This window comes from Ramlibacter pallidus (assembly GCF_015070875.1).
Taxonomy (GTDB): domain Bacteria; phylum Pseudomonadota; class Gammaproteobacteria; order Burkholderiales; family Burkholderiaceae_C; genus Ramlibacter; species Ramlibacter pallidus.
In genome coordinates, this window is the sequence record NZ_JADDIV010000004.1 from 130,839 (window position 1) to 155,298 (window position 24,460).

Genomic DNA, 24,460 nt, shown 5'->3' on the forward strand with positions numbered 1-24,460 from the left:
AGGAATGGCATCGTGTTCGGCACCCCAAGCTCCGCCAACCGAGAGAAAGAGAGCAAGAACATGAGCATCTTCAACAAGGTCACCAAGACGTTCCAGTGGGGCAACCACACCGTCACGATGGAGACCGGCGAGATCGCGCGCCAGGCCTCCGGCGCCGTGCTGGTGGACATCGAGGGCACCGTGGTGCTGGCCACCGTGGTGGGCTCCAAGACCGCCAAGCCGGGCCAGGACTTCTTCCCGCTGACCGTCGACTACATCGAGAAGACCTACGCCGCCGGCAAGATCCCCGGCTCGTTCTTCAAGCGCGAAGCCAAGCCCTCCGAGCTGGAGACGCTGACCAGCCGCCTGATCGACCGCCCGATCCGCCCGCTGTTCCCCGAAGGCTTCTTCAACGAAGTGCACGTGGTGATCCACACCGTGTCGCTGAACCCCGAAGTCGACGCCGACATCGCCGCCATGATCGGCGTGTCCGCCGCGCTGTCGATCTCCGGCATCCCCTTCAACGGCCCGATCGGCGCCGCCCGCGTGGGCTACGTCAACGGCGAGTACGTGCTGAACCCGGGCCCGACGGCCCGCAAGATGTCCGACCTGGACCTGGTGGTCGCCGGCACCGAGGCTGCCGTGCTGATGGTCGAGTCCGAGGCGCAGCAGCTGTCCGAGGAAGTGATGCTGGGCGCCGTGGTGTTCGGCCACGACCAGGGCAAGGTCGCCATCAACGCCATCCATGAGCTGGTCCGCGAAGCCGGCAAGCCGGTGTGGGACTGGCAGGCGCCGGCCGAAGACGAAGCCTTCGTCGCCAAGGTCAAGGGCCTGGCCGAAGAGAAGATCCGCGCCGCCTACGGCATCCGCAGCAAGCAGGCCCGCACCCAGGCCCTGCGCGACGCCACCGCCTCCGTGCACGCGGCCCTGAAGGAAGAGGGCACCGCCTTCGACGCGATCAAGGTCGACAACCTGCTGTTCGAGATCGAGTCGCGCATCGTGCGCAGCCAGATCCTGTCCGGCGAGCCGCGCATCGACGGCCGCGACACGCGCACCGTCCGCCCGATCGAGATCCGCACCGGCGTGCTGCCCCGCACCCACGGTTCGGCGCTGTTCACCCGCGGCGAGACGCAGGCCCTGGTGGTGTCCACCCTGGGCACCGAGCAGGACGCCCAGCGCATCGACGCGCTGGCCGGCGAGTACCAGGACCGCTTCCTGTTCCACTACAACATGCCTCCCTTCGCCACCGGCGAGACCGGCCGCATGGGCTCCACCAAGCGCCGCGAAGTGGGCCACGGCCGCCTGGCCAAGCGCGCGCTGATCCCGCTGCTGCCGTCGAAGGAAGAGTTCCCGTACGTGATGCGCGTGGTCTCCGAGATCACCGAGTCCAACGGCTCCTCGTCGATGGCCTCCGTCTGCGGCGGCTGCCTGTCGCTGATGGACGCCGGCGTGCCGATGAAGGCCCACGTGGCCGGCATCGCCATGGGCCTGATCAAGGAAGGCAACCGCTTCGCCGTGCTGACCGACATCCTGGGCGACGAGGACCACCTCGGCGACATGGACTTCAAGGTGGCCGGCACGGTCAACGGCGTGACCGCCCTGCAGATGGACATCAAGATCCAGGGCATCACCAAGGAGATCATGCAGGTCGCCCTGGCGCAGGCCAAGGAAGCGCGCATGCACATCCTGGGCAAGATGCAGGAAGCGCTGGGCGAGGCGAAGACCGAGGTCTCCGACTTCGCGCCGCGCCTGTACACGATGAAGATCAACCCCGAGAAGATCCGCGACGTGATCGGCAAGGGCGGCGCCGTCATCCGCGCGCTGACCGAAGAGACCGGCACGCAGATCGACATCGCGGAAGACGGCACGATCACCATCGCCTCCACCGATTCCGGCAAGGCCGACGAGGCGAAGAAGCGCATCGAGCAGATCACGGCGGAAGTCGAGGTCGGCAAGGTCTACGAAGGCCCGATCACCAAGATCCTGGACTTCGGCGCGCTGGTCAACCTGCTGCCCGGCAAGGACGGCCTGCTGCACATCAGCCAGATCGCCCACGAGCGCGTGGAGAAGGTCACCGACTACCTGTCCGAAGGCCAGGTGGTGCGCGTGAAGGTGCTGGAGACCGACGAGAAGGGCCGCGTGAAGCTGTCCATGAAGGCGCTGACCGAGCGTCCGGAAGGCATGCCCGAGCGCGAGCCGCGCGGCGACCGTCCCCCGCGCGAACCGCGTGAAGGCGGCTACCGCGGCGAAGGCCGGGGCGATCGCGGCGACCGTGGCGACCGTGGCGGTGACCGTGGCGACCGTGGCGACCGCCAGCCGCGCGAATTCCGCGAGCCGCGCGAGCAGCGCGACCCGGCCCCGGTGCAGGAGAACGCCGGCAACGGCAACACCGGCAACTTCGGCGGCGGCAACGGCGGCAACGACCCGCAGTCCTGAGCGCCGCCGGCATGAAGGCCATCGAGATCACGCAGTACGGCGCGCCGGAGGTCCTGCGCGCGGGTGAGCGTCCCGACCCGGTGCCCGGCGCCGGCGAGGTGCTGATCCGCGTTGCCGCCAGCGGCGTGAACCGGCCCGACGTCCTGCAGCGCACCGGGAACTACCCGGTCCCGCCGGGCGCCTCCGACATCCCCGGCCTGGAAGTGGCGGGCACCATCGCGGGCGGCGACGCCCAGGCGATGGCCGCCGCCGGTTTCCAGGTGGGCGACCGGGTGTGCGCGCTGGTGGCCGGCGGCGGCTATGCGGAGCTCTGCGTGGCGCCGGTCGGCCAGTGCCTGCCCGTGCCGAAGGGGCTGAGCGACGTCGAGGCGGCTTCCCTGCCGGAGACCTTCTTCACGGTCTGGAGCAACGTGTTCGATCGCGGCCGCCTCCAGCCGGGCGAAAGCTTCATGGTGCAGGGTGGGACCAGCGGCATCGGCGTGACGGCGATCCAGATGGCCAAGGCCATGGGCGCGCGCACGGTGATCGCGACCGCGGGTAGCGACGAGAAGTGCCAGGCCTGCGTGCACCTGGGCGCGGACCATGCGATCAACTACAGGACGCAGGACTTCGCCGAAGAGGCGAAGAAGCTCACCGGCGGCAAGGGCGTGGACGTGATCCTCGACATGGTCGCGGGCGCGTACGTCGACCGCGAGGTCAAGTGCGTCAACGAGGACGGCCGCATCGTGATCATCGCGGTGCAGGGCGGAACCAAGAGCGAATTCAACGCGGGCCTGGTGCTGCGCCGCCGGATCACGGTCACCGGCTCCACGCTGCGGCCACGGCCGGTCGCCTTCAAGGCCGACATCGCGGCTGCGCTGAGGAAGCACGTCTGGCCGCTCGTCGAGGGCGGCAGGATCAAGCCCGTCATCCACAGCACGTTCCCGGCCGCGGAAGCCGCCAAGGCGCACGCGCTGATGGAATCCAACCAGCACATCGGCAAGATCGTGCTGACCTGGTGATCCGATGCCCGAGAAGAAACTCATCGCCGGCAACTGGAAGATGAACGGCAGCCTGGAGGCCAACGATGCGCTGGTGCGCGCGCTGGTTGCCGGGATGCGGGACGCGCGTTGCGACGTCGCCGTCTGCGTGCCGGCACCCTACCTGGCCCAGGTGCAGATGCTGCGCCACGGGGCGAAGCTGGACCTGGGCGCGCAGGACGTCTCGCAGCATGCGCAGGGCGCGTACACCGGAGAGGTGTCGGCCGCCATGCTGCGCGAGTTCGGCGTGCGCTTTTGCATCGTCGGCCATTCGGAGCGGCGCCAGTACCACGGTGAAACCGACGGACTGGTCGCCGAGAAGGCGAAGACGGCGCTGGCGCACGGCATCACGCCGATCGTCTGCGTCGGCGAGACGCTGGCCGAACGCGAAGCGGGGAAGACCGAGGAGGTGGTGAAGCGCCAGCTGGCCGCCGTCATCCACGTCAACGGCCACTGCATCAGCGAGATCGTCGTCGCCTACGAACCCGTCTGGGCGATCGGCACCGGCAAGACGGCCAGCCCGGAGCAGGCCCAGCAGGTGCATGCGTTGCTGCGCAAGCAGCTGGCGGCCGCGACGGCGCAGGCGGAGCGCGTGCACATCCTCTACGGCGGCAGCATGAATGCCGCCAACGCGGCGAGCCTGCTGGCCCAGCCGGACATCGACGGCGGGCTGATCGGCGGCGCTTCCCTGAAGGCCCCGGACTTCCTGCAGATCATCGCCGCCGCCAGCGCATGAGCGCGGCGCGCAGGCCACAACGAAAACTGGAGTGAACTAGAAAATGAATGCATTGCTGACCATCGTGCTCGTCGTGCAGATCCTGACGGCGCTGGCCATGATCGGCCTCATCCTGCTGCAGCACGGCAAGGGCGCGGACATGGGCGCCGCCTTCGGCGGCGGGGCCTCCGGCAGCCTGTTCGGCGCCACCGGCAGCGCCAACTTCCTCTCGCGCACGACCGCCGTGCTGGCCGCGGTGTTCTTCGCCTGCACGCTGTTGCTGGCGTACTTCAGCCATGCGGCGCGTCCGGCCGGTGCCGGCAGCGTGCTGGAAAGCGCGGTCCCGGCCACGGTGCCCGCGTCCGGCGCCGCCCAGATCCCGTCCACGACCGTGCCGGCGCAGCAAGGCCCGGCCACGACCCCGGCGACCACCGCGCCGGTGCCCGCCACGCCGGCTTCCGGCGCGGCGCAGAACCCGACCAAGTAGTGTGTCCGCGGGGCCCTCTGCACGGCAGTAGGGCATCCGATTCGGAGTACACTTAGTGGTTGTCCGGATGGCGCGCGTGAACATGCTTCGCGCAAGCCCTCATAGCTGCCGTCCGGGCGCGTTCACGAATAGCCGACGTGGTGAAATTGGTAGACACGCTATCTTGAGGGGGTAGTGGCGAAAGCTGTGCGAGTTCGAGTCTCGCCGTCGGCACCAAGACAACAGCCGGCCGGGCACTGCACCGGCCGGCAACCTGAGTCCGCGGACCGCTGCCCAGATGAACCTCGACCAGTACCTCCCTGTCCTCCTGTTCATCCTCGTCGGCATCGGTGTCGGCGTCGCGCCCCAGGCCCTCGGCTGGGTCTTCGCCAAGGGCATGGGCGTGCAGAAGCCCGATGCGGCCAAGAACTCCCCGTACGAATGCGGCTTCGAGGCCTTCGAGGACGCGCGCATGAAGTTCGACGTGCGCTACTACCTCGTGGCCATCCTGTTCATCCTGTTCGACCTCGAGATCGCCTTCCTCTTCCCCTGGGCGGTCGCGCTGAAGGAGATCGGCCCCGTGGGCTTCTGGGCCATGATGATCTTCCTGGCCATCCTGGTCGTCGGCTTCGTCTACGAGTGGAAGAAGGGCGCGCTGGACTGGGAGTGATCCCGCGCCGCGCCTCACCTGGAATACATCGCGATGGCAAACCAAGGCATTCTTGAAAAAGGTGTCGTGACCACGACCGTGGACACGGTCATCAACTGGGCCAAGACCGGCTCGCTGTGGCCCATGACCTTCGGCCTGGCGTGCTGCGCCGTGGAGATGATGCACGCGGGCGCCGCCCGCTACGACATCGACCGCTTCGGCATGCTGTTCCGCCCGAGCCCGCGCCAGTCCGACCTGATGATCGTGGCCGGCACGCTGTGCAACAAGATGGCGCCGGCGCTGCGCAAGGTCTACGACCAGATGGCCGAGCCGCGCTGGGTGCTGTCGATGGGCACCTGCGCCAACGGCGGCGGCTACTACCACTACAGCTACTCGGTGGTGCGCGGCTGCGACCGCATCGTGCCGGTCGACGTCTACGTGCCCGGCTGCCCGCCGACGGCCGAGGCGCTGCTGTACGGCATCATCCAGCTGCAGCAGAAGATCCGCCGCACCCAGACCATCGCGAGGGCATGAGCATGCAGCAAGCCAACCTCGCGGCGGTGGCGCCGGGCACCGAAGCGACCCTGCAGGCCGTGACCGCGGCGCTGGGCGACAAGGCCAGGGGCGTCGAGAACCGCCTGGACGAAGTGACGGTCACGGTCGGCGCGGCGAACTACCTCGAAGCCTGCCGCATCCTGCGCGAAGCGCCGGGCTGCCAGTTCGAGCAGCTGATCGACCTGTGCGGCGTCGACTACTCCGAGTACAAGATGGGCGACTGGGACGGCCCGCGCTACGCCGTCGTCGTGCACCTGCTGTCCGTCAGCCTCAACCAGCGCGTGCGCGTGCGCGTGTTCTGCGGTGACGACGACCTGCCGGCGATCGACTCCCTCACCAGCGTCTGGAGCGCCGCCAACTGGTTCGAGCGCGAGGCGTTCGACCTGTACGGCATCGTCTTCGAGGGCCACGCCGACCTGCGCCGCATCCTCACCGACTACGGCTTCATCGGCCATCCCTTCCGCAAGGACTTCCCGGTCTCCGGCCACGTCGAGATGATCTACGACGCCGAGAAGAAGCGGGTGATCTACCAGCCGGTCTCCATCGAGCCGCGCGAGATCACGCCGCGGATCATCCGCGAAGAGAAATACGGTCTCCAGTAACCATGGCCGAGATCAAGAACTACACCCTGAACTTCGGCCCGCAGCACCCGGCCGCGCACGGCGTGCTGCGCCTGGTGCTGGAACTCGACGGCGAGGTGATCCAGCGCGCCGACCCGCACATCGGCCTGCTGCACCGCGCCACCGAGAAGCTTGCCGAGACCCGCACCTACATCCAGACGCTGCCGTACATGGACCGGCTGGACTACGTGTCGATGATGTCCAACGAGCACGCCTACTGCCTGGCCGTCGAGAAGCTGCTGGGCATCGAGGTGCCGGTGCGCGCGCAGTACATCCGCGTCATGTTCTCCGAGATCACCCGCCTGCTGAACCACCTGCTGTGGCTCGGCGCGCACGGGCTGGACTGCGGCGCGATGAACATGCTGATCTACTGCTTCCGCGAGCGGGAAGACCTGTTCGACATGTACGAGGCGGTGTCCGGCGCGCGCATGCACGCGGCGTACTTCCGCCCGGGCGGCGTCTACCGCGACCTGCCGGACGCGATGCCGCAGTACCGCGCGAGCAAGGTGCGCAACCAGCGCGAGATCGAGCGCATGAACGAGGACCGCCAGGGTTCGCTGCTCGACTTCATCGACGCCTTCACCCAGCGCTTCCCCAAGTACGTCGACGAGTACGAGACGCTGCTCACCGACAACCGCATCTGGAAGCAGCGCACCGTCGGCATCGGCGTGGTCACGCCCGAGCGCGCGCTCAACCTGGGCTTCACCGGCCCCATGCTGCGCGGTTCCGGTGTGCTGTGGGACCTGCGCAAGACGCAGCCCTACGAGGTCTACGACCGGATGGACTTCGACATCCCGATCGGCAAGACCGGCGATTCGTACGACCGCTACCTGGTGCGCGTGCACGAGCTGCGCGAGTCCAACCGCATCATCCAGCAGTGCGTGGCCTGGCTGCGCGCGAACCCGGGCCCCGTTATCACCGACAACCACAAGGTGGCGCCGCCCGACCGCGAGAGCATGAAGTCCAACATGGAGGAGCTGATCCACCACTTCAAGCTCTTCTCGGAAGGCATGCGCGTTCCCGAGGGCGAAGCCTATGCCGCGGTGGAACACCCCAAGGGCGAGTTCGGCATCTACATCGTGAGCGACGGCGCCAACAAGCCCTACCGCCTGAAGATCCGCGCCCCCGGCTTCGCCCACCTGGCGTCGCTCGACGAGATGGCGCGCGGCCACATGATCGCCGACGCCGTCGCGATCATCGGCACCATGGACATCGTCTTCGGAGAAATCGACCGATGATTTCGGACAGCACCCGCGCGCGCTTCGACCGCGAAGTCGCGAAGTACCCGCCCGACCAGAAGCAGTCCGCCGTGATGGCGCTGCTGGCCATCGTGCAGCAGGAGCAGGGCTTCGTCACGAAGCAGAGCGAGGAAGAGATCGCGCAGTACCTCGGCATGCCGACGATCGCCGTGCACGAGGTCACGACCTTCTACAACATGTACAACCAGCGCCCGGTCGGCAAGTACAAGCTGAACGTGTGCACCAACCTGCCGTGCCAGCTGCGCGACGGCCAGAAGGCGCTGCAGCACCTGGAACGCAAGCTGGGCATCACGATGGGCGAGACCACGCCGGACGGCCTGTTCACGCTGCAGCAGAGCGAGTGCCTGGGCGCGTGCGCCGATTCGCCGGTGATGCTGGTGAACGACCGCACCATGTGCAGCTTCATGAGCAACGACAAGCTGGACCAGCTGGTCGACGGCCTGAAGGGAGCACAGGGATGAATGCCCAGCAAGTGCTTGCGCAGTTCCAGGCCACCGGCGTCCAGACCTGCTTCCACGACCGCCACATCAACCCGCAGATCTATGCGGGCCTGGACGGCACCAACTGGCGCCTGAAGGACTACGAGGCGCGCGACGGCTACAAGGCGCTGCGCAAGATCCTCGCCGAAGGCCTGACGCAGGACCAGGTGATCGCCACCGTCAAGGAATCGGCCCTGCGCGGCCGCGGCGGCGCGGGCTTCCCGACCGGCCTGAAGTGGAGCTTCATGCCCCGCCAGTTCCCCGGCCAGAAGTACCTGGTGTGCAACTCGGACGAGGGCGAGCCGGGCACGTGCAAGGACCGCGACATCCTGCACTACAACCCCCACATCGTGATCGAGGGGATGATCATCGCGGCCTACGCGATGGGCATCAACGTCGGCTACAACTACATCCACGGCGAGATCTTCCAGACCTACGATCGCTTCGAGGAAGCGCTCGAAGAGGCGAGGGCGGCCGGCTTCCTGGGCAACAACATCCTGGGCAGCAACTTCAGCTTCCAGCTGCACGCCTTCCATGGCTTCGGCGCCTACATCTGCGGCGAAGAGACGGCGCTGCTCGAGTCGCTCGAGGGCAAGAAGGGCCAGCCGCGCTTCAAGCCGCCGTTCCCGGCCAGCTTCGGCCTGTACGGCAAGCCCACCACGATCAACAACACCGAGACCTTCGCGGCGGTGCCCTGGATCATCCGCAACGGCGGCCAGGCCTACCTCGAATGCGGCAAGCCGAACAATGGCGGCACCAAGATCTTCTCGGTCTCCGGCGACGTCGAACTGCCCGGCAACTACGAGATCCCGCTGGGCACGCCCTTCAGCAAGCTGCTGGAACTGTGCGGCGGCGTGCGCGGCGGCCGCAAGCTCAAGGCGGTGATTCCCGGCGGCTCCTCCGCCCCGGTGCTGCCCGCGAACATCATGATGGACTGCACGATGGACTACGACTCCATCGCCAAGGCCGGCTCGATGCTGGGCTCGGGCGCGGTCATCGTGATGGACGAGACGCGCGACATGGTGGAGTCGCTGCTGCGCCTGTCCTACTTCTACATGCACGAGTCCTGCGGCCAGTGCACGCCCTGCCGCGAAGGCACGGGCTGGCTGTGGCGCGTGGTCGACCGCATCCACCACGGGCACGGCAAGACGAGCGACATCGACCTGCTGAACTCGGTGGCCGACAACATCCAGGGCCGCACCATCTGCGCGCTGGGCGACGCGGCCGCGATGCCGGTGCGCGCCATGATCAAGCACTTCCGCCACGAGTTCGAGGCCAAGATCGCCGCCGTGGCGAGCGCCCCCACCCCAACCCTCCCCCAGAGGGGGAGGGAGGAAACAGCATGATCGAGATCAACCTGGACGGGCAGCAGGTGTCCGTGCCCGAGGGCAGCATGGTGATGCATGCGGCCGAGAAGGCCGGCACCTACATTCCGCACTTCTGCTACCACAAGAAGCTGTCCATCGCGGCCAACTGCCGGATGTGCCTGGTCGACGTGGAGAAGGCGCCCAAGCCGATGCCGGCCTGCGCCACGCCCGTCACCAACGGCATGATCGTGCGCACGCGCAGCGAGAAGGCCATCAAGGCGCAGCAGTCGGTGATGGAGTTCCTCCTCATCAACCATCCGCTGGATTGCCCCATCTGCGACCAGGGCGGCGAATGCCAGCTGCAGGACCTCGCCGTCGGCTACGGTGGCTCGGCCTCGCGCTACGAGGAAGAAAAGCGCGTCGTGCTGCACAAGGACGTCGGCCCGCTGATCTCCATGGAGGAGATGAGCCGCTGCATCCACTGCACCCGCTGCGTGCGCTTCGGCCAGGAGATCGCCGGCGTGATGGAGCTGGGCATGATCCACCGCGGCGAGCACAGCGAGATCACCACGGTGCTCGGCGACACGGTCGACTCCGAAGTGTCGGGCAACATGATCGACCTGTGCCCGGTCGGCGCGCTCACCAGCAAGCCGTTCCGCTACAGCGCCCGCAACTGGGAGCTCTCGCGCCGCAAGTCCGTCAGCCCGCACGACTCCACCGGCGCCAACCTGCTGGTGCAGGTGAAGAACAACCGCGTCATGCGCGTGCTGCCGCTGGAGAACAACGACGTCAACGAGTGCTGGATCGCCGACCGCGACCGCTTCTCGTACGAAGCTCTCAACGGTCCCGAGCGCCTCACCACGCCCATGCTCAAGCAGGGCGGCGAATGGCGTCCCGTCGACTGGCAGACGGCCCTGGAGTACGTCGCCAACGGTGTGCGGCAGGTGCGCGAGCAGCATGGCGCCAAGGCCATCGGCACGCTGGCCAGCCCGCACAGCACGGTGGAGGAACTGTTCCTCGCCCGTGAACTGATGCAGGGCCTGGGCTCGCCCAACATCGACCATCGCCTTCGCAACGCCGAGTTCCCCGCGTTCGAGGGCGTGCGCTGGCTGGGCACGCCGATCGCGTCGCTCTCCACGCTGCAGCGCGTGCTGGTCATCGGCTCCAACCTGCGCAAGGACCATCCGCTGTTCGCCCTGCGCGTCCGCGCGGCCGTGCGCACTGGCGCGCAGGTGTCGGTGGTGCACGACCGCGACAACGACTGGGCCATGAGCATGGCCGGCAAGCTGATCGCGCCCGCCGGCCAATGGCTGCAGGCCCTGGCCGACGTGGCCACCGCGATCGGCGACAGCAACGGCGAGAAGTCGCCGCTGCAGGGCACCGCGACCGACGCCGCCAAGGCGATCGCCGCCTCGCTGCTGTCCGGCGAACGCAAGGCGATCTTCCTCGGCAACGCCGCGGCCCACCACCCCTCCGCCACCTCGCTGCTGGCGCTGGCGCAGTGGATCGGCGAGCAGACCGGCGCCAGCGTCGGCTACCTCACGGAGGCCGCCAACACGGTGGGCGCGCAACTCGTCCACGCGTTGCCGGGCGAGGGCGGACTGAACGCCGGCCAGATGCTGGCGGGCGGCCTGAAGGCCGTATTCCTGCTGAACACCGAACCCGAGTTCGATTCCGCCGCCGGCGCCCGCGCCGGCGAAGCGCTGGGCCAGGCCGACATGGTCGTGACGCTCAGCCCGTTCCAGGCCAACCTCGAATTCAGCGACGTGCTGCTGCCGATCGCGCCCTGGACCGAGACGCCCGGCACCTTCGTCAACGCCGAAGGCCGCGTGCAGAGCTTCCATGCCGTCGTCAAGCCGCTGGCCGAGACGCGCCCGGCCTGGAAGGTGCTGCGCGTGCTGGGCAACATGCTGGGCCTGCAGGGCTTCACCTGGGAGTCCGCGCAGGAGGTCCTGGTCGCCGCCCGCGGCGCAGCCGATGCGCAGCAGCCGCTGGCGCAGCGCGACAAGCTCTCCAACCGCACGGCCAAGGCGGTGTGGCTGGGCGACACCAGCGCGCGCCCGGTGACGGCTTCGATCTACCAGCTCGATGGCGTGGTGCGCCGCGCCCCGTCGCTGCAGCTCACCGCCGACGCGCAGGTGGCGCTGCGGCAGGCGCAGGAGGTGGCGGCATGATCGATGCGATCTACGGCTTCGGCAACGGCCTGATCGCCGCGCCGTGGTGGACGGGTGCCGGCTGGCCGGTGCTCTGGACGCTGATCAAGATCGTCGCGGTGGTGCTGCCCCTGATGGGCGCGGTGGCCTACCTGACGCTGTGGGAACGCAAGGCGATCGGCTTCACGCAGATCCGCCCCGGCCCCAACCGCGTCGGCCCGTTCGGGCTGCTGACGCCGATCGCGGACGCGCTGAAGCTGCTGACCAAGGAGATCATCCTCCCGACGGTCGCCAACAAGGGCCTGTTCCTGCTCGGCCCCATCATGACCATCATGCCGGCGCTGGTCGCCTGGGTGGTGATCCCCTTCGGGCCGGAAGCGGCGCTGGCGAACATCAACGCCGGCCTGCTGTTCCTGATGGCGATCACCTCGCTGGAGGTCTACGGCGTGATCATCGCCGGCTGGGCATCCAACTCGAAGTACGCCTTCCTGGGGGCGCTGCGGGCTTCGGCCCAGATGGTCAGCTACGAGATCGCCATGGGCTTCTGCCTGGTGGTGGTGCTGATGGTCGCCGGTTCGCTGAACATGACCGAGATCGTGCTGCAGCAGGACCGCGGCTATTTCGCGGGCCTGGGCATCAACTTCCTTTCGTGGAACTGGCTGCCGCTGCTGCCGATCTTCTTCGTGTACTTCATCTCCGGCCTGGCCGAGACGAACCGCCACCCCTTCGACGTGGTGGAAGGCGAGTCCGAGATCGTCGCCGGCCACATGATCGAGTACTCGGGCATGTCCTTCGCCATGTTCTTCCTGGCGGAGTACGCCAACATGTGGCTCGTGTCGATCCTCGCGGTCGTCATGTTCCTGGGCGGCTGGCTGCCCCCCATCGACGCGCCGGTGCTGAACTGGATCCCGGGCTGGATCTGGCTGTTCGGCAAGACCTTCGTCATGGTCACCATGTTCCTCTGGATCCGGTCGACCTTCCCGCGCTACCGCTACGACCAGATCATGCGCCTGGGCTGGAAGATCTTCATCCCGGTCACGCTGGTCTGGCTGGTCGTCATCGGCGCCTGGATGCAGACGCCCTACAACATCTTCAAGTAAGCCATGCTGTCCTCCAACACCCTGGCGACCCGTTCCACCGGCTTTTCGCTGCGGGACTTCCTCTCCAGCTTCATGCTGCTGGAGCTGTTCAAGGGCCTGCGCATCACGGGCAAGTACTTCTTCGCCCGCAAGATCACGGTGCAGTTCCCGGAAGAGAAGACGCCGCTGTCGCCGCGCTTCCGCGGCCTGCACGCGCTGCGCCGCTACGAGAACGGCGAGGAACGCTGCATCGCCTGCAAGCTGTGCGAGGCCGTGTGCCCCGCGCTCGCCATCACCATCGAGAGCGAGCAGCGCGCCGACGGCACCCGCCGCACCACCCGCTACGACATCGACCTGACCAAGTGCATCTTCTGTGGCTTCTGCGAGGAAAGCTGCCCGGTCGACTCGATCGTCGAGACCCACGTGCTGGAGTACCACGGCGAGAAGCGCGGCGACCTGTACTTCACCAAGGACATGCTGCTGGCCGTGGGCGACCGCTACGAAGCCGAGATCGCGGCCAACCGCGCGGCCGACGCCAAGTACCGCTGAAGCCGGCGAAAGAAAAGAACGATGGACGTCCGGACCTTCCTCTTCTACCTGTTCTCGGTGGTGCTGCTGTTCGCGGCCTTCCGGGTCATCACCGCGCGCAACCCCGTGTATGCGGCGCTGTTCCTGGTGCTCACCTTCTTCCAGGCCGCCGGCATCTGGATGCTGCTGCGCGCCGAGTTCCTGGCGATCTCGCTGGTGCTGGTGTACGTGGGCGCCGTGATGGTGCTGTTCCTGTTCGTCGTGATGATGCTGGACATCAACGTCGACGCGCTGCGGGCCGGCTTCTGGAAGCACTTCCCGCTGGCCGCCACGATCGGCGCGCTGATCGCGCTGGAGATGGCCGCGGTGCTGATGGGCGGCTTCCGCCCGACCGAGGAGCCGCGCGCCTTGCCGGGCGCGGCCGCTGCCGCGCAGGCCGGCGTGCAGTACTCCAACACCAAGGAACTGGGCAAGCTGCTGTACTCCGAGTACCTGTTCCCGCTGGAGATCGCCGCCGTGATCCTGCTGGTGGGCATCATCGCCGCCATCGCGCTCACGCTGCGCCACCGCAAGGACAGCAAGCACTTCGACCCGGCGCTGGCCGTGCGCGTGCGCGCCAGCGACCGCCTGCAGGTCATCAAGGTGCCGCCGACGCGGCCGGCCGAGCCGGCGGCCGCGGCCGCCGCGACCGGGGAGACCAAGGCATGACGCTCACCCTGGGACACTTCCTGACGCTGGGCGCGATCCTGTTCGCGCTGTCGGTCGTCGGCATCTTCCTGAACCGCCGCAACCTGATCGTGCTGCTGATGGCCATCGAGCTGATGCTGCTGGCGGTCAACATGAACTTCGTGGCGTTCTCCTACTACCTGGGCGACATGCACGGCCAGGTGTTCGTGTTCTTCATCCTCACGGTCGCCGCGGCGGAGTCCGCGATCGGCCTCGCCATCCTCGTGCTGCTGTTCCGCAACAAGGACAACATCAACGTCGAAGAACTGAACACCCTGAAGGGCTGACGCCCCGGGGCGCACAAGAAACATGGCTACCACCCTGAACGCAGCTACGCTGCTCGCCGTCCCGCTCGCGCCGCTCGCCGGCGCCGTGCTGGCCGGCATCTTCGGCACGACCTTCGGCGGCAACTGGATCGGCCGGCGCCTGTCGCACACGCTGACCATCCTGGGCGTGTTCATCGCCTTCGTCATCTCGGTGATGACGCTCAAGAGCGTGGCGGTCGACGGCGCGCGCTTCAACGAGACCCTCTACGAATGGATGGTCATCGGCGGGCTGAAGATGGAGGTCGGCTTCCTGGTCGACGGGCTGACCGCCATGATGATGTGCGTCGTGACCTTCGTTTCGCTGATGGTGCACATCTACACCATCGGCTACATGGAGGAGGACGAAGGCTACAACCGCTTCTTCGCCTACATCTCGCTGTTCACGTTCTCGATGCTCATGCTCGTCATGAGCAACAACTTCCTGCAGCTGTTCTTCGGCTGGGAAGCCGTGGGCCTGGTGTCGTACCTGCTCATCGGCTTCTGGTACACCAAGCCCACCGCCATCTTCGCCAACATGAAGGCCTTCCTGGTCAACCGGGTCGGCGACTTCGGCTTCATCCTGGGCATCGGCCTGATCGCCGCCTATGCCGGCACCCTGAGCTACGCCGAGACCTTCGCCAAGGCCGGCGACCTCGGCGGCCTGCCGTTCGGACTGGGCACCGACTGGCGCCTGATCACGGTCATCTGCATCTGCCTGTTCATCGGCGCCATGGGCAAGAGCGCCCAGTTCCCGCTGCACGTGTGGCTGCCGGACTCGATGGAGGGCCCGACGCCGATCTCCGCATTGATCCACGCGGCGACCATGGTCACGGCCGGCATCTTCATGGTGGCGCGCATGTCGCCGCTGTTCGAGCTGTCCGACACCGCGCTGTCCTTCATCCTGGTGATCGGCGCGATCACGGCGCTGTTCATGGGCTTCCTGGGCATCATCCAGAACGACATCAAGCGCGTGGTGGCGTACTCCACGCTGTCGCAGCTCGGGTACATGACGGTGGCGCTGGGCGCCTCCGCCTACTCGGTGGCCGTGTTCCACCTGATGACGCACGCGTTCTTCAAGGCGCTGCTGTTCCTGGCCGCCGGCTCCGTGATCATCGGGATGCACCACAACCAGGACATCCGCTGGATGGGCAACCTGAAGAAGTACATGCCCATCACCTGGATCACGTCGCTGCTCGGTTCGCTGGCACTGATCGGCACGCCGCTGTTCGCGGGCTTCTACTCCAAGGACAGCATCATCGAGGCGGTGCACTTCAGCAAGCTGCCCGGCGCCGGCTTCGCTTACTTCGCGGTGCTGGCGGGCGTGTTCGTCACGGCCTTCTACTCGTTCCGCATGTACTTCCTGGTGTTCCACGGCAAGGAACGCTTCGACCAGAACCCGGACGCGCATGGCCACCACCCCTCCGACGAGGAGCCCGACGTGCAGGGCCACGCCGTGCACGACGCCCATGCGAAGGACGACCATGGGCACGGCCACGGGGCGCACGAGCCGCACGAGTCGCCCTGGGTGGTGACCGCGCCGCTGATCCTGCTGGCCTTCCCCTCGGTCGTCATCGGCTTCCTCACCATGGGCCCGATGCTGTTCGGCGACTTCTTCAAGGACGCGATCTTCGTCGACGCCGCGCGCCACCCCGCGATGGCGGAACTGGCGAAGCTCTGGCACGGCCCGCTGGCCATGGTCGGCCATGCCTTCAGCACCCCCGTGCTGTACCTCGCCGTCGCCGGCGTGGCGCTCGCCTGGTACATGTACCTGGTGAACCCGGCGCTGCCCGCCGCCATCAAGCGCCGTGCCATGCCGCTGTACACGCTGCTGGACAACAAGTACTACATGGACTGGTTCAACGAGCAGGTGCTGGCCCGCGCCGCGCGCGGCCTCGGCCGCGGCCTGTGGAAGGGCGGCGACCAGGGCATCATCGAACGCGTCTTCGTCAACGGCAGCGCGCGCGCGGTGGGCCGGTTCGCCGGCGTGATCCGCTGGATCCAGTCCGGCTACATCTACCACTATGCCTTCGCGATGCTCCTGGGCGTCGTCGTGCTCATGACGTACTTCGTCAGCTGGCCGATGGTCCAGGACTGGCTGAAGAAGTAGGAGAAGAAAAAGAATGCAGACGGGACTCCTCAGCCTCGCCATCTGGACGCCGATCGCGTTCGGCGCCATCCTGCTGGCCCTCGGCCGCGACGACCAGGCCCGCACGGTGCGCTGGATCGCGCTGATCGGCTCGGTCATCAGCTTCCTGGTCACCCTGCCGCTGTACGCGCGCTTCGACCGCAGCACGGCCGCCATGCAGTTCGTCGAGCGCCAGCCCTGGATCGACCGCTTCAACGTCTTCTACCACCTGGGCATCGACGGCATCTCGTTCTGGTTCGTGCTGCTGACGGCCTTCATCACGGTGGTGGTCGTCATCTCCGCGTGGGAGGTGATCACGGAGCGCGTCAACCAGTACATGGGCGCGTTCCTGATCCTCTCGGGCCTGATGATCGGCGTGTTCACGGCGCTCGATGCCGTGCTGTTCTACGTGTTCTTCGAGGCCACGCTGATCCCGATGTACCTGATCATCGGCATCTGGGGCGGCCCCAACAAGATCTACGCGGCCTTCAAGTTCTTCCTGTACACGCTGCTCGGCTCGCTGCTGATGCTGGTGGCGCTGGTCTACCTGTACACCAAGTCCGGCGGCAGCTTCGACATCCTGACCTGGCACCGCCTGCCGCTGTCCTCGCTGGCGCAGACGCTGCTGTTCTTCGGGTTCTTCGCCGCCTTCGCGGTGAAGGTGCCGATGTTCCCGGTGCACACCTGGCTGCCCGACGTGCACGTCGAGGCGCCCACCGGCGGCTCCGCCGTGCTGGCGGCCATCATGCTGAAGCTGGGCGCCTACGGCTTCCTGCGCTTCTCGATGCCGATCGCGCCGGACGCCTCGCGCGAATGGGCCTGGCTGATGATCGCGCTGTCGCTCATCGCCGTGATCTACGTCGGCCTGGTCGCGATGGTGCAGCAGGACATGAAGAAGCTGGTGGCGTATTCGTCCGTCGCCCACATGGGCTTCGTCACGCTCGGCTTCTTCATCTTCAACGACCTCGGCGTCTCCGGCGGGCTGGTGCAGATGATCGCGCACGGCTTCGTCTCGGGCGCGATGTTCCTGTGCATCGGCGTGCTGTACGACCGCGTGCATTCGCGCCAGATCGCCGATTACGGCGGTGTCGTCAACACCATGCCGACCTTCGCCGCCTTCGCGGTGCTGTTCTCCATGGCCAACGCGGGCCTGCCCGCCACCGCCGGCTTCGTCGGCGAGTGGATGGTGATCCTGGCCGCCGTGAAGTACAACTTCTGGATCGGCCTGCTCGCCGCCACCGCGCTGATCCTCGGCGCGTCGTACACCCTGTGGATGGTCAAGCGCGTCTACTTCGGGCCGATCGCGAACGACAACGTGCGCGCGCTCACCGACATCAATGCCCGCGAATTCGTGATGCTGGGCATCCTGGCGGTCGCCGTGCTGTACATGGGCATCCACCCGAAACCCTTCACCGACGTGATGAACGCGTCCGTCGCCGGCTTCCTGAAGCACGTCTCGGCGTCCAAGCTCTGACGGGAAGCGGGAGAACCACACAATGATCGACAACACGAGCCTGGCGGTCGTCGCCCCCGAGATCCTGCTGCTGGTGATGGCCTGCGTCATCGCCCTGGTGGACCTCGGCGTGAAGAGCCGCCTGCGCAACCTCACCTACGGGCTGACGCTCGCCTCGCTGGCCGCGGTCGCCTTCCTGACCGGCAGCGAGGCCGCCACCGGCGAGACGGCCTACGGCTTCGGCCGCATGGTGGTCAGCGATTCCATGGGCAACTGGCTCAAGTGCTTCTCCACCATCGCGATGATGGTCTGCCTGGTGTACGGCCGTCCGTACGCGGGCGACCGCGACATGCTGCGCGGCGGCGAGCTCTTCACCCTGGCCATGCTGTCGCTGCTGGGCATCTTCGTGATGATCGGCGGCCACAACTTCCTGGTCATCTACCTGGGCCTGGAACTGCTCACGCTGTGCAGCTACGCGCTGGTGGCGCTGCGCCGCGACCACACGCAGGCCACCGAAGCGGCCATGAAGTACTTCGTGCTGGGCGCGATGGCTTCGGGCTTCCTGCTGTACGGGCTGTCCATGATCTACGGCGCGACCGGCTCGCTGGACATTGCCACGGTGTTCAAGGTGATCGCCGGCGGCCAGGTGAAGCACACCGTGCTGGTGTTCGGCCTGGTCTTCATCGTCGCCGGCCTGGCCTTCAAGCTGGGCGCCGCGCCCTTCCACATGTGGATCCCGGACGTGTACCAGGGCGCGCCGACGGCCGTCACGATCATGCTGGGCACCGCGCCGGAACTCGCGGCCTTCGCCATCGCCATCCGCCTGCTGGTGGAGGGCATGCTGCCGCTGGCGATCGACTGGCAGCAGATGCTGGTGGTGCTGGCCGTCTCGTCCCTGTTCGTCGGCAACCTGGCGGCCATCGCGCAGACCAACCTCAAGCGCATGCTGGCCTATTCGACCATCGGCCAGATGGGCTTCGTGATGCTGGGCCTGCTGTCCGGCGTGGTGAACGGCGACCCGGTGTTCGCCCGCAACGCCTACAGCTCCGCGATGTTCTACATCGTGACCTACGTGCTGACCACGCTGGCGAGCTTCGGCGTCATCCTGCTGCTGGCGCGCGAGGGCTTCGAGAGCGAGGAGATCGCCGACCTGGCCGGCCTGAACCAGCGCAGCCCGCTGTACGCCGGCGTCATGGCCGTCACGCTGTTCTCGCTGGCCGGCATCCCGCCGCTGGTGGGCTTCTACGCCAAGCTGGCGGTGCTGCAGGCGCTGGTGGTGTCGGGCAGCCCGTTCTACATCGGCCTGGCGGTGTTCGCCGTGGTCATGTCGCTGGTCGCCGCCTTCTACTACATCCGCGTGGTGAAGGTGATGTACTTCGACGCCCCGATCACGGCCACCACCGTCGCCGCGCCGGCCGAAGTCCGCGTCGTGCTGACGATCAACGGCGCGCTGATCCTGCTGCTGGGCATCCTGCCCGGCGGGCTGATGACGCTGTGCGCCCAGGCCATCGTGCGCATGCTCTCGTCCTAGCCATGTCGCAAACGGCCTCGACCTGGCTGGTGCTGGTGCTGGCCTTCCTGGCCGCCAACCTGCCGTTCCTCTCGCAGCGCCTGTTCGGCGTGCTGCGGCTCGCGCGCGGCAAGAGCCTGCCGGTGCGGCTGGCCGAGCTGGTGGCGCTGTATTTCGTGGTGGGCGGCATCGGGCTGGCGCTGGAGAACCATGCCGGCCAGATCGCGCCGCAACGCTGGGAGTTCTACGCCATCACGGGGACGCTGTTCCTGACTTTCGCCTTCCCGGGTTTCGTCTGGCGCTACCTGTACCGACCGCGGCACTGACATGGCCACCGACGACCGCCACCTGATCGAGCACTTCGTTTCCCGGGAGGAGGTGTTCAAGGGCCGCTTCCTGCACATCGTGCGCGACACCGTCCGCATGCCGGACGCCGGCAGCGCGACCCGCGAGTACGTGCTGCACCCGGGGGCGGTCGCCATCGTCCCCTTCACGGACGACGGGCGCATCGTGCTGGAACGCCAGTACCGCCACGCCACCCGCAAGGTGCACGTCGAGATCCCGGCGGGCAAGCTGGATGCCGGCGAAGGCGTGCTGGCGTGCGGCCAGCGCGAGCTGCTGGAGGAGACCGGCTACGTCGCCCGCGAATGGGCCTTCGCCTTCACGATGTACCCCACCGTGGCTTATTCCGACGAGGCCATCCATATCTGGTTCGCGCGTGGGCTGGAGCAGCGCGGCGCACGCCTGGACGAGGGCGAGTTCCTCGACGTGTTCACGGCGACGCCCGAGGAGTTCCTCGGCTGGTGCCGCGACGGCCAGGTGCAGGACTCCAAGACGCTGGCGGCCGCCGCGTGGATCCAGAACGTCGTCTCGGGGGCTTGGAAACTCGACTGGCAGCCTCCACCTTCGCAGCCATGAAGGTCCTCAACCTCCAGTGCGCGCACGCCCATGCCTTCGAGGGCTGGTTCGCGTCCGAAGACGATTTCCAGGGCCAGCTCGCGCGCGGGCTGGTCGAATGCCCGCTGTGCGGCGACGCGCGGGTCACCAAGATGCCCAGCGCGCCGCGCCTGAACCTGGGCGCCACCGAACCGGCGGCCGCGCCGGCGCCGAAGCAGGACCTGGTCGCGACGCCGAACGCGCAGGTCCAGGCCGCGTGGATGCAGCTGGTGAAGCAGGTGATGGCGAACACCGAGGACGTCGGCGAGAAGTTCGCCGAGGAGGCGCGCCGGATCCACTATGGCGAGACCGAGGAACGCGGCATCCGCGGGCAGGCTTCGGTGGAGGAGACCCGGGCGCTGCTGGAAGAGGGCATCGGCGTGTTGCCGCTGCCGCTGCCCAAGGGCCTCAAGGGCCCGCTGCAGTAGCGGCGGTCACGCCATGAACTGCAGCGCCGCCAGGCGCGCATAGACGCCGTCGCGGGCGAGCAGCTCCTCGTGCCGCCCCGATTCGACGATCTGCCCGTGGTCCAGCACCACGATGCGGTCCGCCTTCTGGACCGTCGCCAGCCGGTGCGCGATGACCAGCGTCGTGCGGTCCCGCATGGCACTTTCCAGCGCCGCCTGCACCATCCGCTCGCTTTCCGCGTCCAGCGCGCTGGTCGCTTCGTCGAGCAGCAGCAGCGGCGGGTTCTTCAGCATCGCCCGCGCGATCGCGATGCGCTGGCGCTGCCCGCCCGACAGCCGCACGCCGCGCTCGCCCAGGAAGGTGGCATAGCCTTCCGGCAGCGCCTCGATGAAGTCGTGCGCGAAGGCGCCGCGCGCCGCCGCCTTCACCTCCTCGTCGCTCGCTTCCGGCCGCCCGTAGCGGATGTTCTCCAGCGCGCTGGAGGAGAAGACGACCGGCTCCTGCGGCACCAAGCCGATGCGCCCGCGCAGTTCCTGCAGCCGCAGCTGGTCGATCCGCACGCCGTCGAGGACGATCGCGCCCTGCTGCGGATCGTAGAAGCGCAGCAGCAGCTGGAACACCGTGGTCTTGCCGGCGCCGCTCGGGCCGACCAGCGCCACCGTCTCGCCGGCGGCCACGTCGAGGCTGAAGGACGCGAGCGCCGGCGCCAGCGGCCGCGAGGGATAGTGGAAGCGCACGGCGTCGAAGCGCACGCTGCTGCCGGCGCGCGGCGGGGGCAGCGGCACGGGCCGCTCGGGCGAGGCGACGGGCGAGCGGCTGGCCAGCAGCTCCATCAGCCGCTCGGTGGCACCCGCGGCGCGCAGCAGGTCGCCGTAGACCTCGCCGAGCACCGCGACGGCACCGGCGAAGATGGCGACGTAGAACGCGGCCTGGCCGAGCTGTCCGGCCGTGATGGATCCCCGCACCACGCCCTCGGCGCCCTGGTACAGGCCCCACAGCATCAGCCCCGCGTTGGCGATGATGACGAAGGCCACCAGCACGGCCCGGGCGCGCGTGCGCCGCACGCCGGTGCGGAACGCGTTCTCCGTCGCCTCGCGGAAGCGGTCGGCTTCGCGGGCCTCGGCCGCATGGCTCTGCACGACCGGGATGGCGTTCAGCACTTCGGCGGCGATGGCGCTGGAATCGGCCACGCGGTCCTGGCTGGCGCGCGAGAGCTTGCGCACGCGGCGGCCGAAGAACATGGCCGGCAGCACCACCAGCAGCACCGCGGCCAGCACCAGGGTCATCACGTAGGGGTGCGTGATGACGAGCATCACCAATGCACCCGCGCCCATCACCAGGTTGCGCAGGCCCATCGAAAAGGAGGAGCCGACCACCGTCTGCACCAGCGTCGTGTCGGTCGTCAGGCGCGACAGGACTTCCCCGGTCTGGGTGCTCTCGAAGAACGCCGGGCTCTGGCGCAGCACGTGGGCGTAGACGGCGCTGCGCAGGTCGGCGCTGACCCGTTCGCCCAGCCAGCTGACGAGGTAGAAGCGGGCGGCGGAGAACAGGCCCAGCGCGACCGCGACGCCGAACAGGGCCAGGAAGTGGCCGCGCAGCGCAACCAGCCGTTCCCCGGGCGGCGCGGCCAGGCCGCCGTCGATCATGCCGCGCAGCGCGACCGGGAAGACGAGCATGGCCACGGCCGCCAGCAGCAGGAAGATGGCGGCCAAGGCCACGTGGCCGCGGTAGGGCCGCAGGAAGGGACGCAGGCCCGACAGGGACTGCGGGTTGCGCGGCGGCTCGGCGGTGGTCATCCGGGGAGTGTAGTAAGGGGGCTTGCGCCTTTCCCCGGACGCGGCGGCGCGCTTCCGCGCTACAGTCCCTCCATGGCTTTCACCGGCAAGAAGAAGACCCCGCCCGCACCGGCGCCTGCGCCCTCCGCTGCGCCCCCCGCCCGCGGGCTCGACCGTGCCTGGGAGGCGGGTGATTCGATCCCCGCGCCCGAGGCGATCGAAGGGGACGGCGACACCGCCTGGGCGCTGTGGAACGAGGTGGCGAACCAGGAGGAAGTGCGGTTCGCCGAAACCGCGCCCATGACCTCGCCGCCGAACTTCCAGAACACGCAGGAACGCGGCTGGGCCAAGACGGAGGCCGCGGGCAGCCAGGTCAGGCTGCCGCCGGTGCGCCGGCGCGAGCAGCCGCTGTTCACGCTGGAAGGCGCCATGCTGGTCGCCCGCCGCAACAACCGCGTCTGCCCGCGCCCCGACCAGTGGAACGCGCTCACGGCCCTCCTGCCCGAGCGCAAGACCCCGCGCGGCACCCAGCAGCCGCCCGCGCCGGCGACCGGGGAGGCCTGGGCCGTCACCCCGGCGCTGACCAAGCGCCTGTGCTTCCGCGAGCAGATCGAATGGGCGGAGCGCGAGGGCGTCCTCGAAACCGTCATGGCCTTCATGCAGCGCCTGAAGGAAGACGAGTGGCTCCACATGGGCGAAGAATAGGCATCCGTCCGTGGCATGCGGCACACTCGGCCGCATGGAGACGCAAGCCAATGCCGCCGGCCCCCTGCAGGGCCTCAAGGTCCTCGAGCTCGGGCAACTGATCGCCGGCCCCTTCGCCGCCAAGACGCTGGCGGACTTCGGCGCCGACGTGGTGAAGGTGGAGCCCCCCGGCGCCGGCGACCCCTTGCGCAACTGGCGCATGCTGAAGGACGGCACCTCCGTGTGGTGGCAGGTCCAGTCGCGCAACAAGCGATCGCTGGCGCTCGACCTGCGGCAACCCGAAGCGCAGGAGATCGTGCGCAAGCTCGCGGCCGAGGCCGACGTGCTGGTGGAGAACTTCCGCCCGGGCGCGCTGGAAGGCTGGGGGCTCGCGCCCGAGCGCCTGGTGGAGGCCAACCCGAAGCTCGTCGTGCTGCGCATCAGCGGCTATGGCCAGACCGGCCCCTACCGCGACCGCCCCGGCTTCGGTGTCGTGGGTGAAGCGATGGGAGGCCTGCGCCACCTCACGGCGGAGCCGGGCCGCGTCCCGGTGCGGGTGGGCGTCAGCATCGGGGACACGCTCGCCGCGCTGCATGGCGTGATCGGCATCCTGGTGGCGCTGCACGAGCGGCAGCGTTCGGGCCGCGGGCAGGTGATCGACGTCGCACTGTACGAGGCCGTGTTCAACTGCATGGAAAGCCTGCTGCCCGAGTACAGCGCATTCGGCGCCGTGCGCGGCCCCGGGGGAAGCGCCTTGCCGGGCATCGCGCCGAGCAACGCGTACCTGTGCGCGGACGGCGGCTATGCGCTGATCGCCGGCAACGGCGACAGCATCTTCAAGCGGCTGATGGCGGCGATCGGCCGCGACGACCTCGGCCGCGATCCCGGGCTGGCCGACAACGCCGGCCGCGTGCGGCGCGTCGAGGAGATCGATGGCGCGATCGGTGCCTGGACACGGACGCGCAGCGTCGCCGAGGTGCTGCAGGCGCTGGAGGCCGCCGCCGTGCCCGCGGGCCGCATCTACACCGTGGCCGACATCGCCGCCGACCCGCACTACGCCGCGCGCGGCATGCTGCAGGAGATCCGGCTGGACGACGGCGATCCGCTGCTGGTGCCCGGCGTCGTGCCCAAGCTCTCGCGCACCCCGGGAGCGCACCGCCGCAATGCGCCCGCCCTCGGGCAGGACACCGATGCGGTGCTGCGCGAGATCGGCCTGACGCCGGGGCAGGTTGCCGCGCTGCGCGAGCGCGGCATCATCGAAACCCCGCGTTGACCCCCCACCTCGAGGAGCCCC

Annotated in this window: 24 protein-coding genes and 1 tRNA gene; 24 read left to right on the forward strand and 1 reads right to left on the reverse strand. The window is 68.2% G+C overall.

The annotated features are described in order from the left end of the window. The first annotated feature begins 60 nt into the window (after positions 1-60). The 22 genes from pnp to IM787_RS13915 all read left to right on the forward strand — a co-directional run bounded on the left by pnp (position 61) and on the right by IM787_RS13915 (position 20,727). A complete protein-coding gene (pnp, locus tag IM787_RS13810; RefSeq protein WP_193677267.1) occupies positions 61-2,415 on the forward strand; it encodes a polyribonucleotide nucleotidyltransferase in 2,355 nt (784 codons plus the stop codon). A gap of 11 nt (positions 2,416-2,426) precedes the next feature. Beyond that, on the forward strand, positions 2,427-3,416 hold the full coding sequence (locus IM787_RS13815) for an NAD(P)H-quinone oxidoreductase (RefSeq protein WP_193677268.1): 990 nt from the start codon (positions 2,427-2,429) through the stop codon (positions 3,414-3,416). Between the two features lie 4 nt (positions 3,417-3,420). Next, on the forward strand, positions 3,421-4,170 hold the full coding sequence (gene tpiA / locus IM787_RS13820) for a triose-phosphate isomerase (RefSeq protein ID WP_193677269.1): 750 nt from the start codon (positions 3,421-3,423) through the stop codon (positions 4,168-4,170). A gap of 43 nt (positions 4,171-4,213) precedes the next feature. Then, complete coding sequence (gene secG / locus IM787_RS13825) at positions 4,214-4,636, forward strand: preprotein translocase subunit SecG (protein ID WP_193677270.1); 423 nt, start codon at positions 4,214-4,216, stop codon at positions 4,634-4,636. A 131-nt stretch (positions 4,637-4,767) separates the two neighbouring features. Then, a tRNA-Leu gene (locus IM787_RS13830) sits at positions 4,768-4,852 on the forward strand. A 61-nt stretch (positions 4,853-4,913) separates the two neighbouring features. Further along, on the forward strand, positions 4,914-5,285 hold the full coding sequence (locus IM787_RS13835) for an NADH-quinone oxidoreductase subunit A (RefSeq protein WP_193677271.1): 372 nt from the start codon (positions 4,914-4,916) through the stop codon (positions 5,283-5,285). Positions 5,286-5,318: 33 nt separating this feature from the next. Then, positions 5,319-5,798, forward strand: a complete 480-nt coding sequence (locus IM787_RS13840) for a NuoB/complex I 20 kDa subunit family protein (protein WP_169420697.1) — start codon at positions 5,319-5,321, stop codon at positions 5,796-5,798. A 2-nt stretch (positions 5,799-5,800) separates the two neighbouring features. Then, positions 5,801-6,421 carry an NADH-quinone oxidoreductase subunit C gene (locus tag IM787_RS13845; RefSeq protein ID WP_193677859.1) on the forward strand — a complete coding sequence of 207 codons (621 nt, stop codon included), beginning with the start codon at positions 5,801-5,803 and terminating at the stop codon, positions 6,419-6,421. A 2-nt stretch (positions 6,422-6,423) separates the two neighbouring features. Continuing rightward, positions 6,424-7,677, forward strand: coding sequence for an NADH-quinone oxidoreductase subunit D (locus IM787_RS13850; protein ID WP_193677272.1), 1,254 nt, complete (start codon positions 6,424-6,426; stop codon positions 7,675-7,677). Then, positions 7,674-8,159, forward strand: coding sequence for an NADH-quinone oxidoreductase subunit NuoE (gene nuoE / locus IM787_RS13855; protein ID WP_193677273.1), 486 nt, complete (start codon positions 7,674-7,676; stop codon positions 8,157-8,159). Before IM787_RS13850 ends, nuoE begins: the two co-directional genes overlap by 4 nt. Then, positions 8,156-9,523 (forward strand): NADH-quinone oxidoreductase subunit NuoF, encoded by a 1,368-nt coding sequence (gene nuoF, locus IM787_RS13860; RefSeq protein WP_193677274.1) that lies wholly within the window; start codon positions 8,156-8,158, stop codon positions 9,521-9,523. Before nuoE ends, nuoF begins: the two co-directional genes overlap by 4 nt. Further along, positions 9,520-11,658, forward strand: coding sequence for an NADH-quinone oxidoreductase subunit NuoG (gene nuoG / locus IM787_RS13865; protein WP_193677275.1), 2,139 nt, complete (start codon positions 9,520-9,522; stop codon positions 11,656-11,658). The genes nuoF and nuoG overlap by 4 nt, the downstream gene beginning before the upstream one ends. Beyond that, positions 11,655-12,737, forward strand: a complete 1,083-nt coding sequence (gene nuoH / locus IM787_RS13870; protein WP_193677276.1) for an NADH-quinone oxidoreductase subunit NuoH — start codon at positions 11,655-11,657, stop codon at positions 12,735-12,737. The genes nuoG and nuoH overlap by 4 nt, the downstream gene beginning before the upstream one ends. Before the next feature lie 3 nt (positions 12,738-12,740). Next, entirely contained in the window at positions 12,741-13,265 is a 525-nt protein-coding gene (nuoI, locus tag IM787_RS13875) for an NADH-quinone oxidoreductase subunit NuoI (RefSeq protein ID WP_193677277.1), read from the forward strand. Between the two features lie 21 nt (positions 13,266-13,286). Continuing rightward, positions 13,287-13,952 (forward strand): NADH-quinone oxidoreductase subunit J, encoded by a 666-nt coding sequence (locus IM787_RS13880; RefSeq protein ID WP_193677278.1) that lies wholly within the window; start codon positions 13,287-13,289, stop codon positions 13,950-13,952. After that, positions 13,949-14,257, forward strand: coding sequence for an NADH-quinone oxidoreductase subunit NuoK (gene nuoK / locus IM787_RS13885; protein WP_193677279.1), 309 nt, complete (start codon positions 13,949-13,951; stop codon positions 14,255-14,257). The genes IM787_RS13880 and nuoK overlap by 4 nt, the downstream gene beginning before the upstream one ends. A 22-nt stretch (positions 14,258-14,279) precedes the next feature. After that, the gene (gene nuoL, locus IM787_RS13890) at positions 14,280-16,382 is read left to right on the forward strand and encodes an NADH-quinone oxidoreductase subunit L (protein WP_193677280.1); all 2,103 of its coding nucleotides are present in this window, start codon (positions 14,280-14,282) and stop codon (positions 16,380-16,382) included. Positions 16,383-16,395: 13 nt separating this feature from the next. Beyond that, the gene (locus IM787_RS13895; RefSeq protein WP_193677281.1) at positions 16,396-17,874 is read left to right on the forward strand and encodes an NADH-quinone oxidoreductase subunit M; all 1,479 of its coding nucleotides are present in this window, start codon (positions 16,396-16,398) and stop codon (positions 17,872-17,874) included. A gap of 22 nt (positions 17,875-17,896) precedes the next feature. Then, positions 17,897-19,384 carry an NADH-quinone oxidoreductase subunit NuoN gene (nuoN, locus tag IM787_RS13900; RefSeq protein WP_193677282.1) on the forward strand — a complete coding sequence of 496 codons (1,488 nt, stop codon included), beginning with the start codon at positions 17,897-17,899 and terminating at the stop codon, positions 19,382-19,384. A 2-nt stretch (positions 19,385-19,386) separates the two neighbouring features. Further along, complete coding sequence (locus IM787_RS13905) at positions 19,387-19,689, forward strand: DUF2818 family protein (RefSeq protein WP_193677283.1); 303 nt, start codon at positions 19,387-19,389, stop codon at positions 19,687-19,689. Between the two features lies 1 nt (position 19,690). Next, a complete protein-coding gene (locus IM787_RS13910; protein WP_193677284.1) occupies positions 19,691-20,281 on the forward strand; it encodes an NUDIX domain-containing protein in 591 nt (196 codons plus the stop codon). Further along, the gene (locus IM787_RS13915) at positions 20,278-20,727 is read left to right on the forward strand and encodes a DUF1178 family protein (protein ID WP_193677285.1); all 450 of its coding nucleotides are present in this window, start codon (positions 20,278-20,280) and stop codon (positions 20,725-20,727) included. The genes IM787_RS13910 and IM787_RS13915 overlap by 4 nt, the downstream gene beginning before the upstream one ends. A 6-nt stretch (positions 20,728-20,733) precedes the next feature. Here IM787_RS13915 and IM787_RS13920 read toward each other — a convergent pair whose 3' ends face one another. Next, the gene (locus IM787_RS13920) at positions 20,734-22,503 is read right to left on the reverse strand and encodes an ABC transporter transmembrane domain-containing protein (protein WP_193677286.1); all 1,770 of its coding nucleotides are present in this window, start codon (positions 22,501-22,503) and stop codon (positions 20,734-20,736) included. A 72-nt stretch (positions 22,504-22,575) separates the two neighbouring features. Here IM787_RS13920 and IM787_RS13925 point away from each other — a divergent pair, with 72 nt between their 5' ends. Beyond that, entirely contained in the window at positions 22,576-23,187 is a 612-nt protein-coding gene (locus IM787_RS13925; RefSeq protein ID WP_193677287.1) for a hypothetical protein, read from the forward strand. A gap of 34 nt (positions 23,188-23,221) precedes the next feature. After that, a complete protein-coding gene (locus IM787_RS13930; RefSeq protein WP_193677288.1) occupies positions 23,222-24,439 on the forward strand; it encodes a CaiB/BaiF CoA transferase family protein in 1,218 nt (405 codons plus the stop codon). Positions 24,440-24,460: the final 21 nt, after the last annotated feature.